Origin of the sequence: Amycolatopsis thailandensis, assembly GCF_002234405.1 — a bacterium.
Lineage (GTDB): Bacteria > Actinomycetota > Actinomycetes > Mycobacteriales > Pseudonocardiaceae > Amycolatopsis > Amycolatopsis thailandensis.
This window is the reverse complement of record NZ_NMQT01000077.1, coordinates 32,031-53,102: the sequence shown is the minus strand read 5'-3', so window position 1 is coordinate 53,102 and position 21,072 is coordinate 32,031. Positions and strand designations below refer to the sequence as shown.

Genomic DNA, 21,072 nt, shown 5'->3' with positions numbered 1-21,072 from the left:
CCGTGGGTCGTCAGGCGAGTTTGAGCCGGTAGGCCTGCATCGCCAGGGTGAGCGGGTAGTAGAAGCTGACCCGGTCGTCACCGCCGGAAAGAGTGCCGAGACCGCGGGTCCCGGCATACGCCGGACCGCCGGAGTCACCGGGCAGTGTCACGATTTCCGCGATGAACGTGTTGTTGATGACGCCGACGTCGGTGTTGACCGACTGATTCACCGCGATGATCCGGCCCGCGCGTGTCCCGGTCGTCTTGCCATGGGACTGGATCTGCTGTCCTACAAGGGGAACCGCCGCGGAGGTGATGCGCTGACCGTTGACGATCTGTCCCGGCCCGGTACCGTTCGGGCGCGACAGCAGACCGGTGTCCGCGCCAGGGCAGTCACTCGCGACGACCGGCGCGCCCGTGACGTCGCCACCGGACCACGTTCCACCGGCGTTCGTGCAGTGCCCGGCGGTGAGCATGAACGGCTGGCCGTCGCGCGTGACATTGAAGCCCAGCGAACAGTTGGCCCCGGCGCTGCTGCTGATCTGCTCGCCGCCGGCGATGTGAAGAGAGAGCTTTCCGGTGCGCCGCTCGACCCGGACGCTGTCGCCGAACGCCGCGGCGGCCGCGGTGACCCGGTCGGCGGACGTCTTCGCCGCCGTGTCGTAGACGGTGACGACGACCTGATTGGCACTCGTGTCGATGCCCCATGCGGTCTGGGGGACGTTCGTGATCTTGTCCAGCTGGTTCTTCACTGCGGTCAGGGCCGAAAGGGAACGCTTGACCTTTTTCGCCTTGAGCCCGGCGGAGCGCACCTTCCGCTCGGCGGCGTCGTCGACGACATTGACGACGGCTTTCCCGTTCTCGAGGTGGATTCCCCCGGACGCGAAGCCGACCGAATCCGCGACGCGGGTGGCGACGTCGACCGAACCCTGCGCGGACGATGTCGCGGGAATAGCGGCCGTGGCCGCCAGCAGTGCGATGAGTGCGGCGAACAGGGTGAGCAGTCTTCGGTATCGCATTGTTCCTCCTCGGGCCCAGTGCTCCTTCAAGCCACCTTCGCCGCATGGGTCCGCTGCGTCCACATCATCGGACGGGTCCCGTCGATAAGGAGGGAATCACTTCACGAACCGCGACCCGGCCTGCCCGACACAGCCCGGCGGCGAGGCGTGTCGCGAAAGCCACTTTCACGACACCAGACGTCCCGAAAGTGGCTTTCGCGACGTCGCGCGCTGCCGGAGCGCGCCTGGTCGAGGTGGTCGTGAGTGAAAAGTGTCGTTAGAACGACCCAAAACACTCACGACCACCTGGACCGACGCCTCAAAGGCCGTGCCGATCGGCGGCGAGGCGTGTTGCGAAAACCGCTTTCACAACGGTGAAGGTTGCCAAAGTGGCTTTCGCAACACACCAACCCGCGCCGGTTACTTTCCCCGGCGCCGGGCCACGAGCATCCGGAGCACACGGCGCAACTGGGGCCGTGAAGGAAGGTAGTAACCGAAAAACGCCGCCCTCGACAGCCAGGCGGGGCGGCCGCGGAACGACATCCCCCAGGCCTCCAGCACGGCGTGACCGCGACCGAAACCGGCGGTGACCCCGACGCTCTTCCAGGTGAACTCACGCTGCGCGCGGCCTTGGATCACCCGTGCCACGTTCCCGCCGACCCAGCTTCCCTGTCCGATCGCCCAGGCCGCGTCGACCGGGCACGGTTCGCCGGACGCCAGTGGCACGGACGCCGCGTCGCCGCCGCTCCACACCTCCGGCGCGATCTGCAGCATGCGATCGGCCCGTACGGCTCCGCGGTCGTCGACCGGCAGATCGTCGAGTCCCGGCAACGGACGCGGGCTGTTCCCGATCGCCGCGACCACAGTGGACGCCGCCAGCCAGGAACCGTCGTCGAGCTTCACCCCGTCGGAGCCCACGGCGACGACCCGGGCCGGCGCGATGAGACGTACTCCGTTGTCCTGGATCTCTTTGCGGACATGCGCGCGCAGCTTGGGCGGCATCTCCTTCGCCAGTTCACCGGTGGGAGTGACGAGAACGACTTCGGCGTACTCCCGTTCCGGGGTTCCCTCCGTGGCACGGGCCAGCCGCTGCGCGATCGCGACCGACGCTTCGATCCCGGCCAGACCGCCGCCTGCCACGACCACGGTCAGTGCCTTGGCGCGCAGCTTCTCCTCGGTCGACGAACGGGCGCTCTCCACGCACTCGTCGAGGTGGGCGACGAGTTTCCCGGTCCGGCCCGCGTCCCGCAGCCGGTACGCGTGCTCCTCCATCCCCTCCACCCGGCTCACGTCTTCGTACTGCCCGGTGCCCACGATCAGATGGTCGTAGTGGAGGGTCTGTTTCGTCCCGTCGACCCGTTCGACTTCCACGGTCCGGGCTGCGCGATCCACGCTCCTGGCGTGTCCTCGCACGTGCCGCGCGGTGGGCATCGCTTCGGAAATCGGGCTCAGTTGCGCGTCCGGCGGCAGTTCGCCGGAAAGGACCTCGCCGGTCCAGCCATGGAAGGTGTGCGCGGTCGCCGGGGCGACGACGGTGAAGTCGACCTGCTTGCCAACCTTGCGCTTCAACGCCCGGTACGACCAGATCGACAGATAACCCGCGCCCAGCAGGACGACATGGCGCCGTTGTTCGGTCGTACTCATAGCTCGTACTCCTCAAGCGATCGCGGGCCTCGCAGGAAAACCACGGAAGACGCGTAGCGCGTGATTTTCTTTCCGATGATGGTTCGCAGACCCTAACGGAAATCTCAGGTTCGGCGCGCGAAGAAAGTGTTTTCGAGCAAATTCTTTGAACGAATTCTCGAAGTTTCCATCCCCGAGAACAAAACCATGATCACACTTCGACCCACGGCGACGACCGTGTCCTTCGTCGGCAAGTGTGCGCCACATCGCGTTCCCGTCGCCGAAACCAGGACTTTTTGTTCAGTACCGGGGCGCTTTCGCGCCGACCGGCGCGGTCCCGTCCGGTGTCCTTTGGGGCGGAAATACCGGAAATTCACACCGCCCGCCACGATCGGGCGATCGTGATCCGGTAGACCAGCAGTGCCTATACCCGCAGCCACACCGCCGCAGCCCATCCTCTTCCCGACGAGGGCCAGATGGAGGGAAATCCCTTATGACGGACGCAGCACGCGCCTTCGACTACATCGTCGTCGGCGCCGGATCGGCCGGATGCGCCATCGCGGCCCGCCTCGGCGCCGAACACGACGTCACCGTGGCGTTGGTCGAAGCCGGCGGCCCCGACGACAACCCGGCGATCAAGATCCCGGTCGCGTTCCCCGCCCTCTTCGGCAGCGAAGCCGACTGGGACTACCGCAGCACCCCGCAGCCCGGCCTGACCGGACGTGCGATCCGAGTCCCCAGGGGCCGGGTTCTGGGTGGCTGCTCGTCGATCAACGCCAACGTCTGGACCCGCGGTCACCGCGCCGACTTCGACGGCTGGGCGGAGGCGGGCGCCGAGGGATGGTCCTACGCGGACGTCGAACCCTACTTCCGCCGGTCGGAACGCCGCGTCGGCGAGGACGAGGCGGACGTGTACGGCTCGGACGGCCCGCTGTACGTCGAAGACGTGCGCGGCGAGTCCGAGGCGACGCCCGCTTTCCTCGACGCCTGCGACGAGCTCGGGCTACCACGGTCCGCAGGGGTGAACGGAGGCGACCACACCGGGGCCGGACGCATCCCCACGGCCCAGCGTCGTGGTGAACGCTGGAGCGCGGCGGACGGCTATCTGCGTACCCTCCGGCATCCCGGCCTGGAGCTCCTGACCGGGATGCACGTCCAGCGGATCGTCGTCGACGACGGCCGGGCCACCGGAGTCGAGGTCCTGACCTCCGACGGCGACGAGGTCACGCTCACCGCGCGGCGCGAGGTCGTGCTCAGCGCGGGCGCCGTCAACTCGCCTCAACTGCTGCTGCTGTCCGGCATCGGTCCGGCGGCGCAACTGGCCGAGCACGGCATCGCCTGTGTCGCCGATGTCCCGGGTGTCGGGCTCGGCCTGCAGGACCACGTGTTCACGCCGCTGATCGTCCACTGCGAGAAGCCGGTCACACTGGCGTCCGCGGGCGAGCCGGCAGCCGCCGCGCTCTACGAGTCCGACCGCCGCGGCCCGCTGACCTCGAATGTGGCCGAAGCCGCCTGCTTCCTCGCGAGCGGCCCCGAGCAACCCGCGCCGGACCTGGAGATCAGTTTCCTGCCGGTGGCCTTCGTCAACCACGGAATCGACCCGCCATCCGATCACGCGCTCACCATCGCCGTCGTGCTGCTGCAACCGGAGAGCTCCGGACAGGTCCGGCTCCGGTCCGCGGACCCGGCCGACGCTCCGGAGATCGATTTCGGCACGTTCTCCGACCCGGACGGCCATGACCTGCGGCGGCTGACCCAGGGTGTCGAGATCGCGCGCCGGATGTTCGGCACGACGGCGCTCGCGCCGTACGTCGGCGAGTCCTGGTATCCGGCGCTCGACCCCGACGACGCCGAAAGCGTCGAGAAGCACGTCCGGGCGCACACCGACACCGTCTACCACCTGGCGGGCACCTGCCGGATGGGGACGGACGACGGCGCCGTGGTGGACGCGCGACTGCGCGTACGCGGGGTCGCCGGCCTCCGGGTCGTGGACGCCTCGGTCATGCCACGGATCACCCGGGGGCACACCCACGCCCCGACCGTCATGCTCGCCGAGCGGGCCGCCGACCTCATCATCCGGGAGTTTTCGTCGTGAAAGAACGAGTGCAGGCCATCCTCTGGAAGACGATGATCCGCGTCGCCCCGAAACGCTGGTTCATCACGTTCATGCGCACGGTGCTGGTGCCCGCGGATCGCTTCCTGCTGGAACGGACCAAGGGCAGGTTCAGCCTCGGCGGCACCACCGGCGCCGGCACGCTGCTGCTCACCACCACCGGCCGTCGTAGCGGCAAGCAGTACTCCTCGCCGCTCTTTTTCTCTCCCTACGGGGACTCCTACGCCGTGGTCGCGTCGAATTTCGGCGACCGCAGGCATCCGGCGTGGTCGGAAAACCTCCTCGCCGATCCGAGGGCGACGGTCACCCTGGGCAACCAGGTCCTCCCGGTCACCGCGCGACTGCTCACCGGCGAGGACCACGACTCGCAGTGGCGGCTCATCACCAGCTACGGCCCCGCCTACCAGGACTACCTGGACAACAGCGGGCGCGGGAGCTTCCGCATCTTCGCCCTCGACAAGGCACCGTCTTCGTGAGCACAGGAGTCACCCCATGACCGTCTACACGGAACACACCGGCCTGTCCCTGGATTTCGACGAGGTCCGGGAGCGGGTCCTGACCCGGCTCACCCTCTTCCTGGAAGCCAAACGGGACGACGCCGCCTGCCGGGGTCTCAGTCCGGAGATTCCCGAAACACTCAGGGATTTCGTCACCGCGGGCGGCAAACGGTTACGCCCCATGCTCTGCTCGGCGGGATGGCGGGCCGCCGGTGGCACCGGGCTACCGGACACGGTCATCGACGTGGCGGCGGCACTCGAGCTGTACCAGGCGTTCGCGCTCATCCACGACGACGTGATCGACGACAGCGCGACCCGTCGATCCAGGCCGAGCGTCCATCGCTCGATCGCGGACCGGTATCCGCGTGCCCGGAACGCGCGGCGCTTCGGTGAGGCGGCGGCGATCCTGATCGGCGACATGGCGCTGATGTGGTCGACCGAGCTGCTCACGGGCGCGGCGCTGCCACCCGGCCGTCGCTCCGCCGTCTGCTCGCTGGTCGACCAGATGCGCGAAGAGATGCACTACGGCCAGTACCTGGACCTTTTCACCTGCCTCAACCCCCTCGACGACCACGGCGCTCCCCTGACCGTCATCCGGTACAAGACGGCGAGGTACACCGTCGAACGTCCGCTCCAACTGGGCGCGCTGCTGGCCGGCGCGGACTCCGACCTGCTCGATCGACTCAGCCGGTTCGCCCTGCCGGTGGGGGACGCGTTCCAGTTGCGAGACGATCTTCTCGGTCTCTTCGGGAACTCGGCCACGACCGGCAAACCCGTCTTCGACGACTTGCGCGAGGGTAAACGCACCGTCCTGCTCGCCCTGGCCGCGCAGCGTGCGGACACCGCCGGGCTCGCGCTGTTGGAGAAGCACGTCGGCGACCCGCGGCTGAGTGAGCAAGACGCGCTCCGGGTCTTGGAGGTCATCGAAGGCACCGGCGCCCCGGCGATGGTGGAGAACATGATCGCCGACCGCACCGCCGAAGCCCTCGCCGTGCTCGACACTTCGCCGCTACCGCCCTCCGCGGCCGCCGATCTGCGTCACCTCGCCGCACTGCTGGTGGAGCGCGAATCGTGAGCTACGCCGTGCTGGACCTGGACGGCACGCTGTTGCGCGGTGTTCTCGGCACCCGCTACCTGGAGGACCTCATCGAGGACGGCGTCTGCGACAAGGACGACGGGCTGGCCTGCCTGCGGGCGATCCGCGGCTACGCGTCCGGTGGGCACTCGCGTCGCCAAGCGATGACCGAGGCGTATCAGGCCTATGCGCAGGCGTTGCGCGGTGCCGCGGTCGCCGAGGCCAGGGAAACCGCCACCCGGACGTGGCGGGCGTGCCGCGACGAGCTCTTCCCCTTCGCCGGGCAGCTCATCGCCCTGTTCAAACGGTATCGCTACCGGATCGTCCTCGTCTCCGGCAATTCCGAGCTCCCCCTGTGGGAGGCGGTGGCCGACCTCGGCCTGCATTCGGCGTACGGCGCCCGGCTGGCCGAATCGGGCGGGCGGTTCACCGGCGAACTCCTGAGCACCCCCGGGTTACCCGGTGGCAAGGCCGCGGTGGTCCGGGAGCTCATGGCGACCGGCGACGTCGAACGCGGCGTCACCGTCGCCGTCGGCAACGGCGGAATCGACGCGGAGGTCTTCACCCACGCGGGCGCCGCCTTCGCGTTCGAACCCGACGACGAACTCCACGCCCTGAGCAGCGGCCGGGATTGGCACGTCGTCGACCGCGAAACGATCTTGGCCACCTGCTCCGTGGTACTGGAGCGCCTGAACCGACCGAAGGAGCAGGAGAAATGACCCGACGGGATCCGTACACCGAACTCGACCTGACGATCAGCGAGCACGCGAAGGAGTGGCGCGACCGTGCCCGGGTGTTCGCGCGGGAGTACGCGGCCCCGATCGGCCACCGGCTCGACCGGATGACCGCGGCCGAAGCGGTCGCGACCGGCTCGCCGTACTTCGAGTTCATGGCGGAGGCCCGCAAGGCGGGCTTCCTCACCCTGACCGCCCCGGCCGAGTTCGGCGGGCTCGGCCTGACCCGGTTCGAGGAATTCCTCGTCCTGGAGGAATTGGCCACTGGGGACGCCGGGCTGGCCACCAGCCTGTTCATCGCCCCGCTGGTCTTCCAGTTCGTCTACAACTTCGGCAGCCCTCGGCTCGTGGACGAGCTGAGCCGTCCCTACTACACCGGGGAACAGCCGTCGTGGTCCAGTTGTTTCGCGATCACCGACCCGAACCACGGCTCCGACATGATGGCGGCGCACACCCCGTCCCTGACCGTCGGCGGCGGGGACACCAGGGCACACCTCGACGGTGACGAGTGGGTGCTGAACGGGACCAAAGCGGACTGGATCAGCTGCGCGGTGACCGCGTCCCACGCTCTGGTCTGCTGCACGCTCGACGGGGAAAGCCTGGCCAAGGGCGGCATCTTCGTCGTCCCCCTGGACCACGAGGGCGTCACCCGGACAGCGCCACTGGAGAAACTCGGACTCCGGGCCCTCAACCAGGGTGGCTTTTCCTTCACCGACGTCCGGTTGCCCAAGGAATACCTGCTGATCGGTGAGAACGCCTACCCGATCGCCATGCACGCGACGCACGCGCTGGCCAGTGTCTCGATGGCGCTCTTGGCGTTCGGCACGGGCCGGGCCGCCTACGAAGGCGCGCTGAGCTACACCGGGCATCGTGTCCAAGGCGGCAAACCTCTGCGCGAGCATCAGTCCGTCCAGCTGCGCCTTTTCCGGATGTTCTCCCGGCTCGAAGCCGCCCGAGCGCTCAACCGGGCGGTCTACGCCCACAACTACGGTCAGGCCGACTCCGGTGACCTCGGTTCGATCGCGCATTCCGCGGCCGGCAAGGTGTTCACCACGGACACCGCCTTCGAGGTGTGCGACCTCGCGATCCAGCTCTGCGGCGCGCGAGCGACCCGCCTCGACGGTGTCGAACTCCCCGGCGGGGAGGTCTTCTATCCCGAAAAGCTGCTCCGCGACGCGAAATCGTTCAAGGTCGCCGACGGGGAGAACGACCTCCTGGCCCTGATCGGCGCCGCCCACCTCCGGTGACCCCGCGGCGCGGCGTGATCAGGGGGACGACACACGTGATTGAACGGACGACACGCGTGATCAGATGGACATCGCGTGTGTCGTCCACCCAGTCACGTGTGTCGTCCGTCTGATCACAGGGTGAAGATGCCGCGCAACCCGTCCCTGCCCGTGACGCCCAATTTGCGGTACACCTTGGACAGCCGGGCCTCCACCGTTCTCGTCGACACGGACAGCCGTTCGGCGATCTCCTTGTTGCGCAGTCCGGCGCGAGCCAATTCGGTCACCTCACGTTCCGGGTCGGTCAACGGCGCGTGCTCGGTGGCGCTGCACAGATCGTTCAGTACCGCGGTGAACTCCGGCCGGAGCACGACGCCGGCGAAATCCCCGTGCTCGTCACGGCGCGGCGCGCCGTCGGGATCCGCGGCGATGGTCGAGGAGGCGTACAACGAGATGGCGAGTGTTTCCCTGGCACCCCAACGGCGCGCCGCGATGACACTCGCGGAGGCGAGGGAGGCGGCCAGCACGGGCCGCTGAAGCACGTGCGAGCAGAGCGCCGCGTGGGCGCGCCAAGGCAGCACCGCCGGGTTGTGCACGGAACGGCTGAGCAACAGACGTCCACAGGCCTTGTAGTCGTCGTAACCGAGTTCGTGCTTACCCGTGGCGAGATGCAGGCCGCCGCGAGCGAAGAGGAGTTCCGCTTCGTCGGCGACATCGGTCAGCGGACCGTCGAAGTCGTGTTCACGCAGGAGAGCCCGTGCCCGCGAGAATTCGCCCGCCGCCACCGACGCGGACACCGTCCACGCGACGGCGAGACTGCGGAGCTCCGCCGGGATCCCGCGCGTCAGGATCTCCCTCATCGCTTCCGAGGCGGCTTCCCGCCCCGCTCCCCACGACGCCACCCTCGCCCGCAGCAGCGCGAGACCCGACCGTGTCACCGCGGTACCGTGCGCGCCGCGGGTGTCCTCGGCCAGCCTCAGCAAGGCCCGTGCGTCGGCCAGATGCCCCGCGTACGCGAGGGCGAGCACACCGACCCAGACCCTCGCCGCCCCTGGGAGATCCTCCGAGGTCAGCGGCGCCCGAGCCAGCCGCACCACCTCACCCCGCTGGCGGCCGCGATTGAGGGCTTGCACCACCCGGAGCACCTCTTTGGACTCGCGCCCAGCGTGCCGTGACTCGTCCTGCTCGAGCCCGGCGAGGAAGCGTGCCCCGGCGATGTGCACCAACTGAGCGTAGCCGGTGACGGGACGTGACAGTGAGTGTTGGGCCGACAGCATCCGCACCAGATGCCCGGCGAGATACCACCGGCCGTCGGCCACCAGCCGCTCGAGTTCGGTCCGCACGGCACCGACGGGATCCACCGGACCGGCCACCGGCTCTTTCGATCCGGCTTCTTCGAACATTTCGTCCTCTCGCCTCACCCTGCACCGTCACATCTGCCGACCGGCCACTTCTTCACCGAGCGCGTCGCGGAGCCCTCTCCTTCCCCGCACGCCCAGTTTCCGGTACACATTGGACAGATGGAACTCGATGCCTCTCAGTGAAAGACCGAGTTTTCCGGCGATCTGTTCGTTCGAGTGGCCGCCTCTCGCCAGCGAGGCCACCCTGCTCTCCTGTTTGGTCAACCGCACCGAGTCGGTCATGCCGCCGAACTCGGCGCGCAGGTTCTGGGCCCTGCCGTGCGCTCCGATCTCCTTCGCGATTCCCACGGCTTGGCCGATCCGCCAGCGTGCCCCCGCGACGTCGTCGCGGGCCGCCAAGCGCCGGGCGAGCTCCTGATTGACGGTGATCAGTTCGCTGCGGGCACCGCCGACTTCGAGCAGCTCGGCCGCTTCGGTGAGCTGCGCACAGGCGTCCGGTCCGTCTTCGACCGTCGCCAGCGTGCTCAGCGCCATGCCCAGCACCCTCGGCTCGCCCCAGCCACGAGCCCTGAGCAGCACCTGACCGGCGATCCGGGCGGCGAGTTCGTCCCGTCGCGTGGCCTTGGCGGCCAGAGAGATCTGCGTCGGGCACAGCAGCATGGCGCGGTTCGACATCCGTTGCCCCTCGAACAGGCGCTCGGCCTGCAGGAAGTCCTGGAAGCCGGTGTCCGCGTCGCCGGTGGCCAGCCGGACCGCCGCCCGGGCCGACAGCAGCATCGGGCGGCACATCAGCCACTGCTGCGCCGCCCGCTCGAGGCCGCTGTCGGCCATCAGGTCCACCGCTTCGTCGATCGCCCCTTCTTCGAGCAGGACATCGACCAGCCAGGACACGCCGAGCAGCCGGACGTTCTGGCTCACGTCCGACTCGATCAGCTCGCCGAGGATCCGTCGCGCGCCCGGCAGATCGCCGGTGTGCCGGGCCACTCTCGCGCGAGCGCGGAGCATCATGCTGCGGCGCTGCGCCCGGGTGAACGGCCCCGGCTCGACGTCCTCCACCAACCGGGCGCACTGCTCGTCCACGGTCACCAGTTCACCGGCGCTCACCAGTGTCACGAGGGCACGCCACACGCACAGCGGGTCGTGACGGCACGGAGCCTCGTCCAAGGCTTCCTCGGCCCACGCGACGGCGAGGCCGACGTCCTTGCCTCGGGTCATCTCTCGGGCCGACTTGGCCGAGGCGCACAGCCCGGCGGGCACGGCCGGGGTGGGGCCGGTGTCCTGTCCGGCCATCAGCCAAGGCACGCTGGCGGTCAATCCGGGGGTGACCACGTCCAGCCGCGCCTCGACTTCCGAGGTGCACAACCCCTCGACGCCACGAAGATCCAAGCCACCGCTTGGTGTGTCGGCTCGCTCCCTCGTCCGGAGCTGGCCGTTACCGCGCCGAACCATGGTCACCTCTGGCGTTTCCGTCCAAGAACACAAGACAAGCCAGCGTATCTCCGACGATAAGGACGATCCATCACGCGTGCGGTTCGGGACAAGGGTTTCACCCGAAAATACATCGCCGACGCGCTGCCCTGCCACGAGAAGACATCCTAAAAGACGTGTCAGAAAAGGCAGTCGTGCTCACCGGATCTGGCAGCGGCCGCCGCAAAGAGCCATCGGACATTGGCGAAGTGCCAGAATGCGGTCGAAACATGTCTCAAGTGCAGGGCGCCTTCCCACGTCCACGACCGGCGATCGTCCCATCCGGCGCAACGAGTTCCGGACGACGAGCGGGCTCCGTGGTAAGAAGCGAAGGAGCAGAGGGATCGAAGGAGTTCACGATGAAAGCAGCTTTGCGCATCGCCGTCGTGATTGGCCTGCTGGGTTCCTCCGGCGTCCACTTCTACCTCTGGACCATCGAAGGACTGGGTTTCCTCGCTCCCCTGTTCCTCCTCAACGCGATATCCGGTCCGCTCATCGCCATCGGGCTGCTGGCGTGGCGCCATCGGCTCATGACCTGGCTGGCCGTCGATTTCGGAGTGGCCACCCTCGGTTCGTACGCCATCGCGGAGACCGTCGGCGTCTTCGCGCAACGAGACCACTTCAGCACCTTCGCCGAGTACTGCGCGACGGGTACCGAACTGGTCTGCATCATCTGCGGCACACTTCTGCTTTTCCTCGATCGCGGCGCCCGGAAGAACCGGTCGGATCAGCAGCCGAAACCGGAGTACACCCTGCCGATCCTGCTCGCCCGCAAGACCGAGACGTCCGACGGCGAGCGCGGCTTCTGATCACCCGGCGCCAGGACCAGCCCCGCGGCCTGCCCCGAGCGCCCCTGGACACCCATCGAACAGCCGGAGGATTTCCGTCGTGCCCGAAGGAAAAATCGTCAGTTTCGACGAGATCCGCGGATATGGTTTCGCCGCGCCCGAGAACGGTGGCGAGGATGTGTTCGTCCACGTCAACGCGCTCACCTTCGACAAACGGCTGCTGGGGCCGGGCGTCTCGGTGAAGTTCGACGTGCTGGAGAGCGAACGCGGCTTGAAAGCGTCGCGTGTGGACCTCGTCGAGTCCCCGGAAAGCGGGGCCAGCGACCTCGCGCGCCGGAGCGCGGCGGCGAACACCCAGGACGACGGCATGTGCGACGTCCTGACGGTCAAGGAATTCCTCGACGAGGTCACCGAGTCGCTCATCGGCGCCGCGCCGAGTGTCACCGGCGAGCAGATCACGCTGATCCGGCGTCAGCTCGTCCACCTGGCACACAAGCACGGCTGGGTGGAGGCCTGACGGCCCGGGATCAGGGCCGCGGTGACGGAAGAGGTCTTTTCGGTCAAGGACTTCGCCCGAAAGGGCGGTCAGGCGTGGACGAGCACGAATCCGTCCGTCCGCGCCCTGGCGAGCAAGTCCACAGCGGACCGGAGCCGTTCGGCCGCCTCCTGCGTGTCACCCGCCTCGGACCGCCGGAACGCCTCGGCGGCGTTGCTCAGGCCGACCAGGATGTCGATGTAGGAGTCCCGGACCTCGCCCCGGGGCTGGACGACCACCAGGCCGGCCAGCTGGTCGACGTACTCGTCGAAGTGACTCGCCAGTTCCAGCTGCGGGCGGAAGACGTCTTCCCGGTCATCGGGGGGCGGACAGGTCGTCCTCTCCCCCGGTTCTGCGTGACTCCGGCGGTCATCCTCGAACACCACGACATCCCCCCTTCTCGGCGGCTCGGACATCCCGACGATCCTGTCATATTCCACTGTCGACACTACCGCCGTTCAGTGGAATCGACCTGATCACAAGACAAATGACGGACGACTCTGCCCTTCCACACCGAAGCCACCCGGCGCGGGCCTTCACCCCTTGACCTCAAAAGGTTTCTTCGCCGCGCGACGACCCGTGCACGCCAGGTACCCGGGTGACCGCGACCGAATTCCCGGCGCACTGAGACAGAGAATGGAATGGGTCCATTTTTCCTGTCCGATGAGAAATGTCGTGCACCCGCTTCGACGGTTTCCGATTTCCGGTATCGGCGAAGCAGCTCACCGATACCGGGCCAGTGCGCCGGTCGCCCTGCTCGGCCCCGCGACAGCTCTCGGCAGTGACTTGACAGCCACGGTCGGTCATGTGCGAAACCCGTCGCCACGGCCCAGCGTCGACACAACAAACTCCAGGTCAAAGGCATATTGGCGAGCCGACGAGAGCTTGCTTACCGGCCTCTCTTCGCCCTCCGGACGGCTTCGCTGCGGCACACCCCTGTGGATGAACCGCAGAGTTCCCCGAAGGGCCCGTGCCGCGCTCGACACCGGACTCGACGGGGTGGAAAAGTCGCTTCGAAGGCCGGTCATTTCGATAGTCGTCCACCGTTCCCGGACCAATACTCCGAGCGTCAAGGAGGCCGTCATGCGATTTCGCTTCGCCCTGTTCGGCCAGGTCCGGGTCTGGCACGACGACGAAGAGATCCTCCTGGGGCCGGCCCATCGCCGCACGGTCCTCGCCGTTCTCGCGTTGCGCGCCAATCAGGTCGTCACGCGATCGGAGTTGATCGACGCGGTCTGGGGTGAGCATCCGCCGGCGAGCGCGAGCGGAAGTATCTACACCTACGTGTCCGCGCTTCGCAAGGTCTTGGCGGCACAGGAAACCGATACCGGCGCTCCCCCGGTCCTCGAGTCGAGCGCGACGGGTTATCTTCTTCGCGTTCCAGGCGAGGCGATCGACATGGTCCGCTTCGAAACCCTGCGCGAAGAAGCTCGTCACCGCTACCGGGACGCCGATCCCGCCGGGACGATCGCCGCGCTCGACGAAGCCCTCGCCCTGTACCGCGGGGAGCCACTGGCGGAACTTCCCGGCCCGTTCGCGGCAGCGCAACGCGAGCGGTTCAAGGAACTTCGGCTCGACGTCGTCGAGCAACGAGCGCGAGCGCTGCTGGATCTCGGTGAGCACGCACAGGTGGCCACCGAATTGTGTGACGTCGCCGCGCGGCACCCGATGCGCGAACATCTGCAGGACCTTCTGTTGCTCTCGCTCTACCGGAGCGGCCGCCGCGAGGAGGCGCTGGAGGTCTTCGAATCGGTACGGGCGATCACCATCGAGCAGCTCGGCACCGAACCGGGTTCCGCCCTCACCACCCGCTACGACCAGATCCGGTCGGACGACCCGGCGCTGTGGCCGCTGGAGACGGGTGACGCCTCGGGGCCGGCACGCCTGCGCGCGACGGAGTTCGTCGGCCGGGCCGCCGAACTTTCCCGGCTCCGGTCCGCGATCACCGGGGTCGAGCAAGGCCGCGGTGGTGTGCTGTGGATCGAGGGCGCGGCGGGTGTCGGCAAGTCCGCGCTCGCGGCCGAAGCCCTCGCCGGGGCGCGCTGCGCGGTGGGGATCGGCGTCGCCGACGAATTCAGCCCGGAGGCGCCCTTTCGCCTCGTTCTCGAATGCCTGGGGGTGCGGCTCACCGCGGCCGATCCTCGCCGAGCGGCGCTCGCGCGCGCTCTGAAGGTCCCCCGTGACCGGAATTCCGGGGCCGACGCCGAATCGATCATCGGGCTGGTACGGGAACTCTGCGCGCAGGCCCCGTTGATCCTCTTCGCCGACGATCTACAGTGGATCGATTCGGCGGGTCTGTCGGTCTGGCGGGAGCTGGTCCGCCTGACCGCTCGGTCACCGTTGCTGCTCATCGGTTCGCATCGTCCGCTCGCCGCGGGCGCGGCTCTCGGCGAACTGCGCGACCAGGCCGGGGAAACCCTCAGGCTGCGGGACCTGCGCGACGACGAGGCGGCCGACCTCCTGACCGTCCTCGCCGGACCTTCACCGGAGCCCGCGGTCGTCGCTTTCGCCAGGACAGCGGCGGGAAACCCCCGGATCCTCACCGACCTCGTCGACGCGTGGCGGGCCCACGGCGCGCTCACCGAACCGGATGGCGAAGACCGGCCCGTGCTGCCGGTATCCGCCGCGCAGGTGATCAAACGCCGGCTGGCGTTCCTGTCCGCGCGCGCCCAGGAGGCGTTGCGCTGGGCGGCTCTGTCAGGCCCCGAGTTCCCGGAGCGCGACCTTTCACTGGTCCTCGAGCTTCCGGCGGCCGAGGTGGCGCGTCTGGTGGACGAGCTCGTCGACGCCGGACTGCTGGCGCGCACCGGGAACGGGTTGCGCTTCCGGCATCCCGCCGTCCGCCAGGCTTTCTACACGACGATGCCGCAGGCGATCCGGCTCGCGCTTCACCGGCAGCTCGCGGAAGTCCTCGACGCGGCCGGGACCGAGGTGGACCATGTCGCCGACCGGCTCGATGTCGCACCGTCCACGGTGGATTCCCGGGTTCGGGACTGGGTGCTCCGCAATGGACACACGCTGGCCCCGGAATCGGCCAAGACCGCGCTCCGGCTCGTCCATTGGGTCAGCTCGGCGCCAAGCACGACGGCAGGCGAACGCGGACATCCCGAAAGTGTCCATAGAGGACTGATCAGAGGGTTCGCCCACGGCGATCCGGGATCTTCGTCACCCGACATACCGCCACAACGGATTTCGGACGGCGTTCCTGACGGCACCCAAGGCCGTCTCAGGGACCGCCTGCCGCCGGAATTGGCCTGCCGTCCCGAACCCCCGTAGCGGACACACGCGTTTCGTCCTCTGAACGCGGTACTTGCAACGCGCAAAAAACCCTCTTCGCCGACTGGCGAGGAGGGTTGTCTTCATGTCCGGCGGTGTTCGTGGTCCTCGACTTTTCCTGTCACTCCTTCACACATCCGAGGCCCGTCATATCCGTCGCGCCCCCAGCGCGCGACGGCTCCTCGGGCTCAGATGACGCCGGCTCGCAGGGCGTACGCCACGGCGTGCGGGCGGTTTCGCAGGTGCAGCCTGTTCGTCATCGAGTAGATCACGCTCTTGACCGTACGCTCGGAGTAGCAGAGTTCCTCGGCGATCTCCGCGGTGTCGAAACCGTCGGCGATCAACCGCAGGATGTCCACCTCCCGCGAGGTCAGCCCGGCCGCTCCGAGCCCGCGGGGTGACAGCACGTCGCGCTGCAACCGCCGCACGTTCTCCAGCAACTGTCCCAGCAGGTCCGGGGGCAGCGCTCCACGACCGGAACCCGCCGCGCGCACCACCTCCACCAGCCGATCGGCGGAGACCTGCTCGCGGGACAACACCGCCACCACGCGGCATTCCACGGCCGTCATCACCTCGTGCTCCTGCAACTCGTTCGTCACCAGCACCGTGGGCACGGCCACCTCGGCCGCCCACTGCTTGAGCTCGGCCACCACCTGCGACGACATCCGATCGGCCTGGACCACCCGCACGTCGTTCGCGGTCAGCGCCGCGCAGTCCACCACTTCCACTTCCGGCCGCGACCGGAAGTAGCTGGTCAGCCCGACCTGCGTGATCGCATCGAACGCGCGCACCCCTACCCGTACCGTCTTCACCAGAACCTCCCGCTCGCTGTATCTGTTGTCCGAATGCGACATCCGCTGCCCCTGAATCACCTGGAGCGCCTCATATCGCGCCTGTCCGGAAGGCGTACGCCACCGCGTGCGCCCGCGAATTCAGTCCCATCCGGTTGATGAAGCCGTAGAGGACGTTCTTGATCGTGCCCTCGGAGTAAGGCAGCAGATCCGCCATCTCCTCGGTCTGGTAGCCGTCGGCTATGAGCCGGAGCACCGCGAGTTCACGGTCTTCGAGACCGGACAGCGTCAGCCCCTCCGGATCGAGGACCTCGGTCCTCAGCCAGTTCAACCGTTCGAGCAGGGTGCCCTGGAGCGAGCCCGGCAGGAATGCCGCTCCCCTGCTCACCGCGGTGACCATCGCGGTGAGGGAGGTGTTGGTGACGTCCTGGCGGTGCAGGAAGGCGACCACACCGCATTCCACCGCGGTGAGGATGTCCTCGGCACGGAACTCCCGGCAGACCACCACGCACTTCAGCGCCGCGTCGGCACCGAGCCGGTTCTGCAGCCGCCGGAGGTAGGCGAACACCTCGACACCGGCGACCCCCTCCACCGCCACCACCGTGACGTCCGGGGCGTCGACCCGGTCCTGCTCAGGGTCGTCGACACGAACGTGCAGGTGAGGCGACCGTTCGAGCAGGGTGCGGACGCCGGACGCCGTGAACGGGTCGGGCGCGTGCACCAAGACCTCGGCGCTCTCCACGACTGCCTCCCTCTGACTGATTCACCAGTGAGGAAAGCCTGGGCTCGCACACTTCACTTGACCTCTATCGCCCGACCGGCGCACCGACGGCTGGTTCTCAAGGACCAGTTTCACGCGACCGGACGCGCACCGTCCGCCGCACCGCCCAGTTCCGTTCACTGCCGCCACGCATCAGCCGGAGGGCCGGCACCAGCACAAGGGCCAGTGCCCCCGCGACGACCAGGCTGAGGACCGCGACCATTCGACCGTTCCCCTCGCCTTCGGGATCGGGTACGGGACCCATCGGCGGCGGGCTCGCCAGCTGCCTCAGGACACCGGCCTCCTCCGGGAGCACCCTGGTCACGGCCGCCACGACGTTCACCGTGCCCCAGCCAAGCCCGGGATCGGGACGAGCGGCCGCGGGCGGATCGGCGGTCACCTGGAGCCGATGCTTGACCTGGCCCGCGCTGAGCTGCGGATGGTAGGCCCGCACCAGCGCCGCGGCACCGGCGACGAACGGCGCCGAATAGCTCGTCCCGGTGCCCTGCCACTGCCCCGGCCCGCCGGGGCCGATGCTCGTCACCCCGACACCGGGAGCGACGAGCGACAGGAAGGACCCTGTCTGGGAGAAGTCGGCGTGCTTGCCATCCCGGTCGATCGCCCCCACCGCGATGACCCCGGGGTACGCGGCGGGATAGGTCACCGGATCGCCCTGTTGCGCGCTGTTGGCCGCGGAAGCGACCACCACCACGTCGCGATTCGCCGCGTACGACACCGCGCTGGACAGTTTCGGATCGTCCACCGTCGTGCTAGCGGACACGTTGATCACGCGCGCGCCGCCGTCCACGGCCGCCCGGATGCCGTCGCCCAGCGACGCCGCCGTCAGGACCGGCGCGGAGCCGTCCTCGCCGAGTTTGGCGCACCGGATCGGCAGGATCGACGCGCCGGGCGCGACACCGGCGAACCCGGTGGTGGTGTCCCGCGAGGCCGCGATGATCCCCGCCACGAACGTGCCGTGGCCATAGCAGTCCGTGTCCGCCCGCCCACCTGGCGCCGTGACGTCGACCCCGGCGGTCACCTTCCCGCCCGAAAGCTGTGGTGAACCGCCGTCCACCCCCGAGTCGACGATGCCGACGGTGATCCCGGTCCCGGTGGTCAGCGGCCAGACCCGTTCCGGTGCCAGCCGTTGCTGGGCCCACGGCGCCGACCGTTCGGTCCCTTGAGGCGGACCGAGGCAGCCCTTCTGGTCGGTCGGCAGCGGCTGCGGAGGCTGCTGCGCGAAGGCCGGGGCACCGGAGAAAACGGTGAGGAGGACGACGGCCGCCAGGCTCGCCGTCGTTTCGAGCAACCGTGGCGGTCTCATGACGCCATCACGGTCGATTGCCCGCCCGCCCGTCCCGGTGCCGCCATGGTCTCGGCGTCCCATTCGACGAGTGGGCTGGTCAGCCGGGCGACCGCCCCGGGACCGTCCACCAGCCGGAGGGTGTTCTTCCGCCGCCGGGCCAGCACCGCGTCGAGTTTGCCGAGCGCCCGTTGATCGCGTTCGTCGAGTTCGGTGGTGTCGCCGGGGACCTCGCCCGGCGCCAGCTCGCGCAGCAGGACCGCGATCCGCGGAGCCCGGGGGCCCTCGACGTCCGGATCCTCGCTGTCGTCGGCGCGGCGCACCGCCAGCGCCTTGAACCGCGCTCCGGCACCGAACACCACTTCGTCCGGTGTTCGCTGGCCCAGCAGCTCCGTGGTGCGCCGGGCCGTGGCGGGCCAGATCAGCACATCGACAGCGGCGTCGGTGACCGTGACGTCCAGGTCGAGACTCGCCGTGAGGAATCCGGGCTCGACGTGCACCGAACCAGGTTCGACCGGCTCATCGGACCGGCTCTGGCGCAGGACCGGCCGCCGGTGCATCGGCAGGCGGCGGATCCCCGAGGACAGGCACTCGAGCTGACCGGGCAAGCCGTTCTCCTGGCCGGACCGGACCGCTCCATTGACAGCCTGCGCTCCACCACGGCCTTCGCCCAGGAACAGGCACACCGCGGCGTAATCGGCCTTCACCCCGGCCGAATCGTCCTGCCGCATCGACGGCCAGGTCGCCAGCGCCGCGTTGACGGTGGCCAAGGCCTCGCTGAAGTCGTGCCCAGCCGCCGCGGTGAAACTGGCCTGCTCCGTCGCTTTGCTGCCCCGGTCGGCGACCGCCAGCGGCGTCGGTCCCGGAGCCACCGAGAGCGGGTCGCGCCGCGGCGTCACGGGGACGGGTGGTGCGCTTGGCGCCGGATCGGTCCCGGCACGTCCGGGAGAGCCTTGCGCGGCGGGCGGCACGAGCGGTTCTGGCGGGTAGGGCGACGGCTCCGGCGCGCTGGGGGGACCACCGGTCGCCGGTGGGGTGACCGGCCGCGGGTCGGCGGGCGGTGGCGGAGCGGGCTCCTCCCCGCGTGCCGGAGGCGCCTCGGCGACGGGGCCGGGCCGGGTGCCCGGCATCCCGGAGACCGTCGGAATGGGCATCGCCGACATCGTCGCGATCCTCGCCGCCGCGGCCGCGCTCGGCACCGCCGGAGCGTTCGGCGGTGTGGCGGGCGTGACCGGTTCCGCCGCCGGGGCGGCCGGAGCCTGAGCGATGGGCGCCGGGGCGGCAGGCGCGGGGTCGACGGGTGCCGGATTCCGGTGCGGTGCGGCCTTCGCCGTCGAGGGGCCGCCCGTCGCGGCGAGCCGGGAGAGAACCGCCCTGGTCGAGTCGTCCGGCTCGCCGGCGACGCGGAACCTGGCCCGTGCCCGCAAGGCGGGGTCCAGCCCGGACAGCAGCTTCTCCACCGCGTGCAGAAGAACGCGGTCGACCCGGGATCCGGGGGTGCCCAGCTGCAGGGTCCAGCCTGCCGGATCGAACGGCAGCGCGGTCGAAGCCGGGTCCGCAGCTCCGGAGCGGACGACCAGGCCCGAGGGCACGACGTCGGCCCGCACGTCACCCAGCCCGTAGGTGCTGGGACCGACCCGCTCCCAACCTGCGGGAGGGGGCACGACGTCGAGGACCATCTGGTCCCCGCCGCCCATCGGCTGGCGGAGCAAGGTGGCGAACGACGGGAACCGCGTCCGCGGCGGCCGGTTGCCGGGCCCCGCGGTCGAGAACCCGCCCGGAACGGTCACGAGGTCCCGCCCGAGGCGCAAGGTGGTCTCCGCGAGCCACGCGTAACCCGCCACCGCGGGTTCCCCTGGAACGAGCACGAAGGACTCCGGCAGCGATCGGAGCACCTCGGCGACCGCCGCGGGGGAAGGCGCCACCCCCTGACCGCCGACGAACACCCGGGGCGCGCGTGGGTCCACCGGAATCCAAGCCACCGGGTCGGACAGCTTCGTGGGAGCCGTCCGCAGGTCGCGGACGACCAGCCCGGCGGGTACCGGCTCCACCGCGACCGGTCCCCGCACGAACGGCTGAGCGGCCACGGCGAGTTCCCACCCCGGCCGCGGATGCCGCATCCCGCCGAACTCGGCCCCCTGCCCCGGCCGGAACAGGCGCCAGCCGGTACCGCCGGTCCCGTGCCCGGCGAACAGGGCCGCGCCCGGCCGGTCGAGGAAGCCACCGTCCGCGGCGAACAGGTCGGTACCGAGCCGGTCGGCGAGCCGCTGCGCGATCGCCGTGTGCGCCCCCAGCCGGGGAAGCCCGATCCGGACGGTGAGGGCGCCGGTCTCCCGCCGGGCGACCCCCACCAGATCCGGGAGGACACCGAAGACCGAAGGATTTCTGGCGGCGACCGGCGAGACCAGCACGAACAACTGCCCGTCCACGACGGGCGGCCACGCGAACCGTCCCGCGTGGTCCACGGTTTCATGGCGCTCCCGCACGAGCAGGTGCGCCCCGCAGCGGTCGGCGACCAGCGCGGCCGCGGAATCTTCAGCCATC

17 protein-coding genes are annotated in these 21,072 nt (G+C 69.3%); 8 read left to right on the top strand and 9 right to left on the bottom strand.

Going from position 1 to position 21,072, the window contains the following annotated elements:
- Positions 1–10 precede the first annotated feature (10 nt).
- Positions 11–1,000 (bottom strand): S1 family peptidase, encoded by a 990-nt coding sequence (locus CFP71_RS22290; protein ID WP_093935883.1) that lies wholly within the window; start codon positions 998–1,000, stop codon positions 11–13.
- A 399-nt stretch (positions 1,001–1,399) separates the two neighbouring features.
- The gene (locus tag CFP71_RS22285; RefSeq protein ID WP_093935882.1) at positions 1,400–2,623 is read right to left on the bottom strand and encodes an NAD(P)/FAD-dependent oxidoreductase; all 1,224 of its coding nucleotides are present in this window, start codon (positions 2,621–2,623) and stop codon (positions 1,400–1,402) included.
- A 472-nt stretch (positions 2,624–3,095) separates the two neighbouring features.
- On the opposite strand from CFP71_RS22285, the gene CFP71_RS22280 reads away from it, so the two are divergent.
- The 5 genes from CFP71_RS22280 to CFP71_RS22260 are packed head-to-tail and all read left to right on the top strand — an operon-like array spanning position 3,096 to position 8,268.
- Positions 3,096–4,697, top strand: a complete 1,602-nt coding sequence (locus CFP71_RS22280) for a GMC family oxidoreductase (protein ID WP_093935881.1) — start codon at positions 3,096–3,098, stop codon at positions 4,695–4,697.
- On the top strand, positions 4,694–5,191 hold the full coding sequence (locus tag CFP71_RS22275; protein ID WP_244199784.1) for a nitroreductase family deazaflavin-dependent oxidoreductase: 498 nt from the start codon (positions 4,694–4,696) through the stop codon (positions 5,189–5,191). Before CFP71_RS22280 ends, CFP71_RS22275 begins: the two co-directional genes overlap by 4 nt.
- Positions 5,192–5,207: 16 nt before the next feature.
- On the top strand, positions 5,208–6,287 hold the full coding sequence (locus tag CFP71_RS22270; protein WP_093935880.1) for a polyprenyl synthetase family protein: 1,080 nt from the start codon (positions 5,208–5,210) through the stop codon (positions 6,285–6,287).
- A complete protein-coding gene (locus CFP71_RS22265) occupies positions 6,284–7,006 on the top strand; it encodes an HAD family hydrolase (RefSeq protein WP_167406232.1) in 723 nt (240 codons plus the stop codon). The genes CFP71_RS22270 and CFP71_RS22265 overlap by 4 nt, the downstream gene beginning before the upstream one ends.
- The gene (locus tag CFP71_RS22260) at positions 7,003–8,268 is read left to right on the top strand and encodes an acyl-CoA dehydrogenase family protein (protein ID WP_093935878.1); all 1,266 of its coding nucleotides are present in this window, start codon (positions 7,003–7,005) and stop codon (positions 8,266–8,268) included. Before CFP71_RS22265 ends, CFP71_RS22260 begins: the two co-directional genes overlap by 4 nt.
- Before the next feature lie 113 nt (positions 8,269–8,381).
- Here CFP71_RS22260 and CFP71_RS22255 read toward each other — a convergent pair whose 3' ends face one another.
- Entirely contained in the window at positions 8,382–9,650 is a 1,269-nt protein-coding gene (locus tag CFP71_RS22255; RefSeq protein WP_093935877.1) for a helix-turn-helix transcriptional regulator, read from the bottom strand.
- Between the two features lie 27 nt (positions 9,651–9,677).
- Positions 9,678–10,994, bottom strand: coding sequence for a helix-turn-helix transcriptional regulator (locus tag CFP71_RS22250; protein ID WP_208636010.1), 1,317 nt, complete (start codon positions 10,992–10,994; stop codon positions 9,678–9,680).
- Between the two features lie 440 nt (positions 10,995–11,434).
- On the opposite strand from CFP71_RS22250, the gene CFP71_RS22245 reads away from it, so the two are divergent.
- Positions 11,435–11,884 carry a hypothetical protein gene (locus CFP71_RS22245; RefSeq protein WP_208636009.1) on the top strand — a complete coding sequence of 150 codons (450 nt, stop codon included), beginning with the start codon at positions 11,435–11,437 and terminating at the stop codon, positions 11,882–11,884.
- Positions 11,885–11,963: 79 nt separating this feature from the next.
- Positions 11,964–12,380, top strand: coding sequence for a cold-shock protein (locus CFP71_RS22240; RefSeq protein WP_093935875.1), 417 nt, complete (start codon positions 11,964–11,966; stop codon positions 12,378–12,380).
- A 68-nt stretch (positions 12,381–12,448) separates the two neighbouring features.
- Here the strand turns inward: CFP71_RS22240 and CFP71_RS22235 are convergent, their stop codons facing one another.
- Positions 12,449–12,784, bottom strand: coding sequence for a hypothetical protein (locus CFP71_RS22235; RefSeq protein WP_093935874.1), 336 nt, complete (start codon positions 12,782–12,784; stop codon positions 12,449–12,451).
- Between the two features lie 697 nt (positions 12,785–13,481).
- On the opposite strand from CFP71_RS22235, the gene CFP71_RS22230 reads away from it, so the two are divergent.
- The gene (locus CFP71_RS22230) at positions 13,482–15,674 is read left to right on the top strand and encodes an ATP-binding protein (RefSeq protein ID WP_167406230.1); all 2,193 of its coding nucleotides are present in this window, start codon (positions 13,482–13,484) and stop codon (positions 15,672–15,674) included.
- A gap of 188 nt (positions 15,675–15,862) precedes the next feature.
- Here the strand turns inward: CFP71_RS22230 and CFP71_RS22225 are convergent, their stop codons facing one another.
- From CFP71_RS22225 to CFP71_RS22210, 4 genes are all read right to left on the bottom strand, one after another.
- The gene (locus tag CFP71_RS22225) at positions 15,863–16,486 is read right to left on the bottom strand and encodes a response regulator transcription factor (RefSeq protein ID WP_093935886.1); all 624 of its coding nucleotides are present in this window, start codon (positions 16,484–16,486) and stop codon (positions 15,863–15,865) included.
- A gap of 70 nt (positions 16,487–16,556) precedes the next feature.
- Positions 16,557–17,207, bottom strand: coding sequence for a helix-turn-helix transcriptional regulator (locus tag CFP71_RS22220; RefSeq protein ID WP_093935872.1), 651 nt, complete (start codon positions 17,205–17,207; stop codon positions 16,557–16,559).
- A gap of 97 nt (positions 17,208–17,304) precedes the next feature.
- A complete protein-coding gene (gene mycP, locus CFP71_RS22215) occupies positions 17,305–18,549 on the bottom strand; it encodes a type VII secretion-associated serine protease mycosin (protein ID WP_093935871.1) in 1,245 nt (414 codons plus the stop codon).
- Positions 18,546–21,071 (bottom strand): hypothetical protein, encoded by a 2,526-nt coding sequence (locus CFP71_RS22210; RefSeq protein ID WP_093935870.1) that lies wholly within the window; start codon positions 21,069–21,071, stop codon positions 18,546–18,548. Before CFP71_RS22210 ends, mycP begins: the two co-directional genes overlap by 4 nt.
- Position 21,072 lies beyond the last annotated feature (1 nt).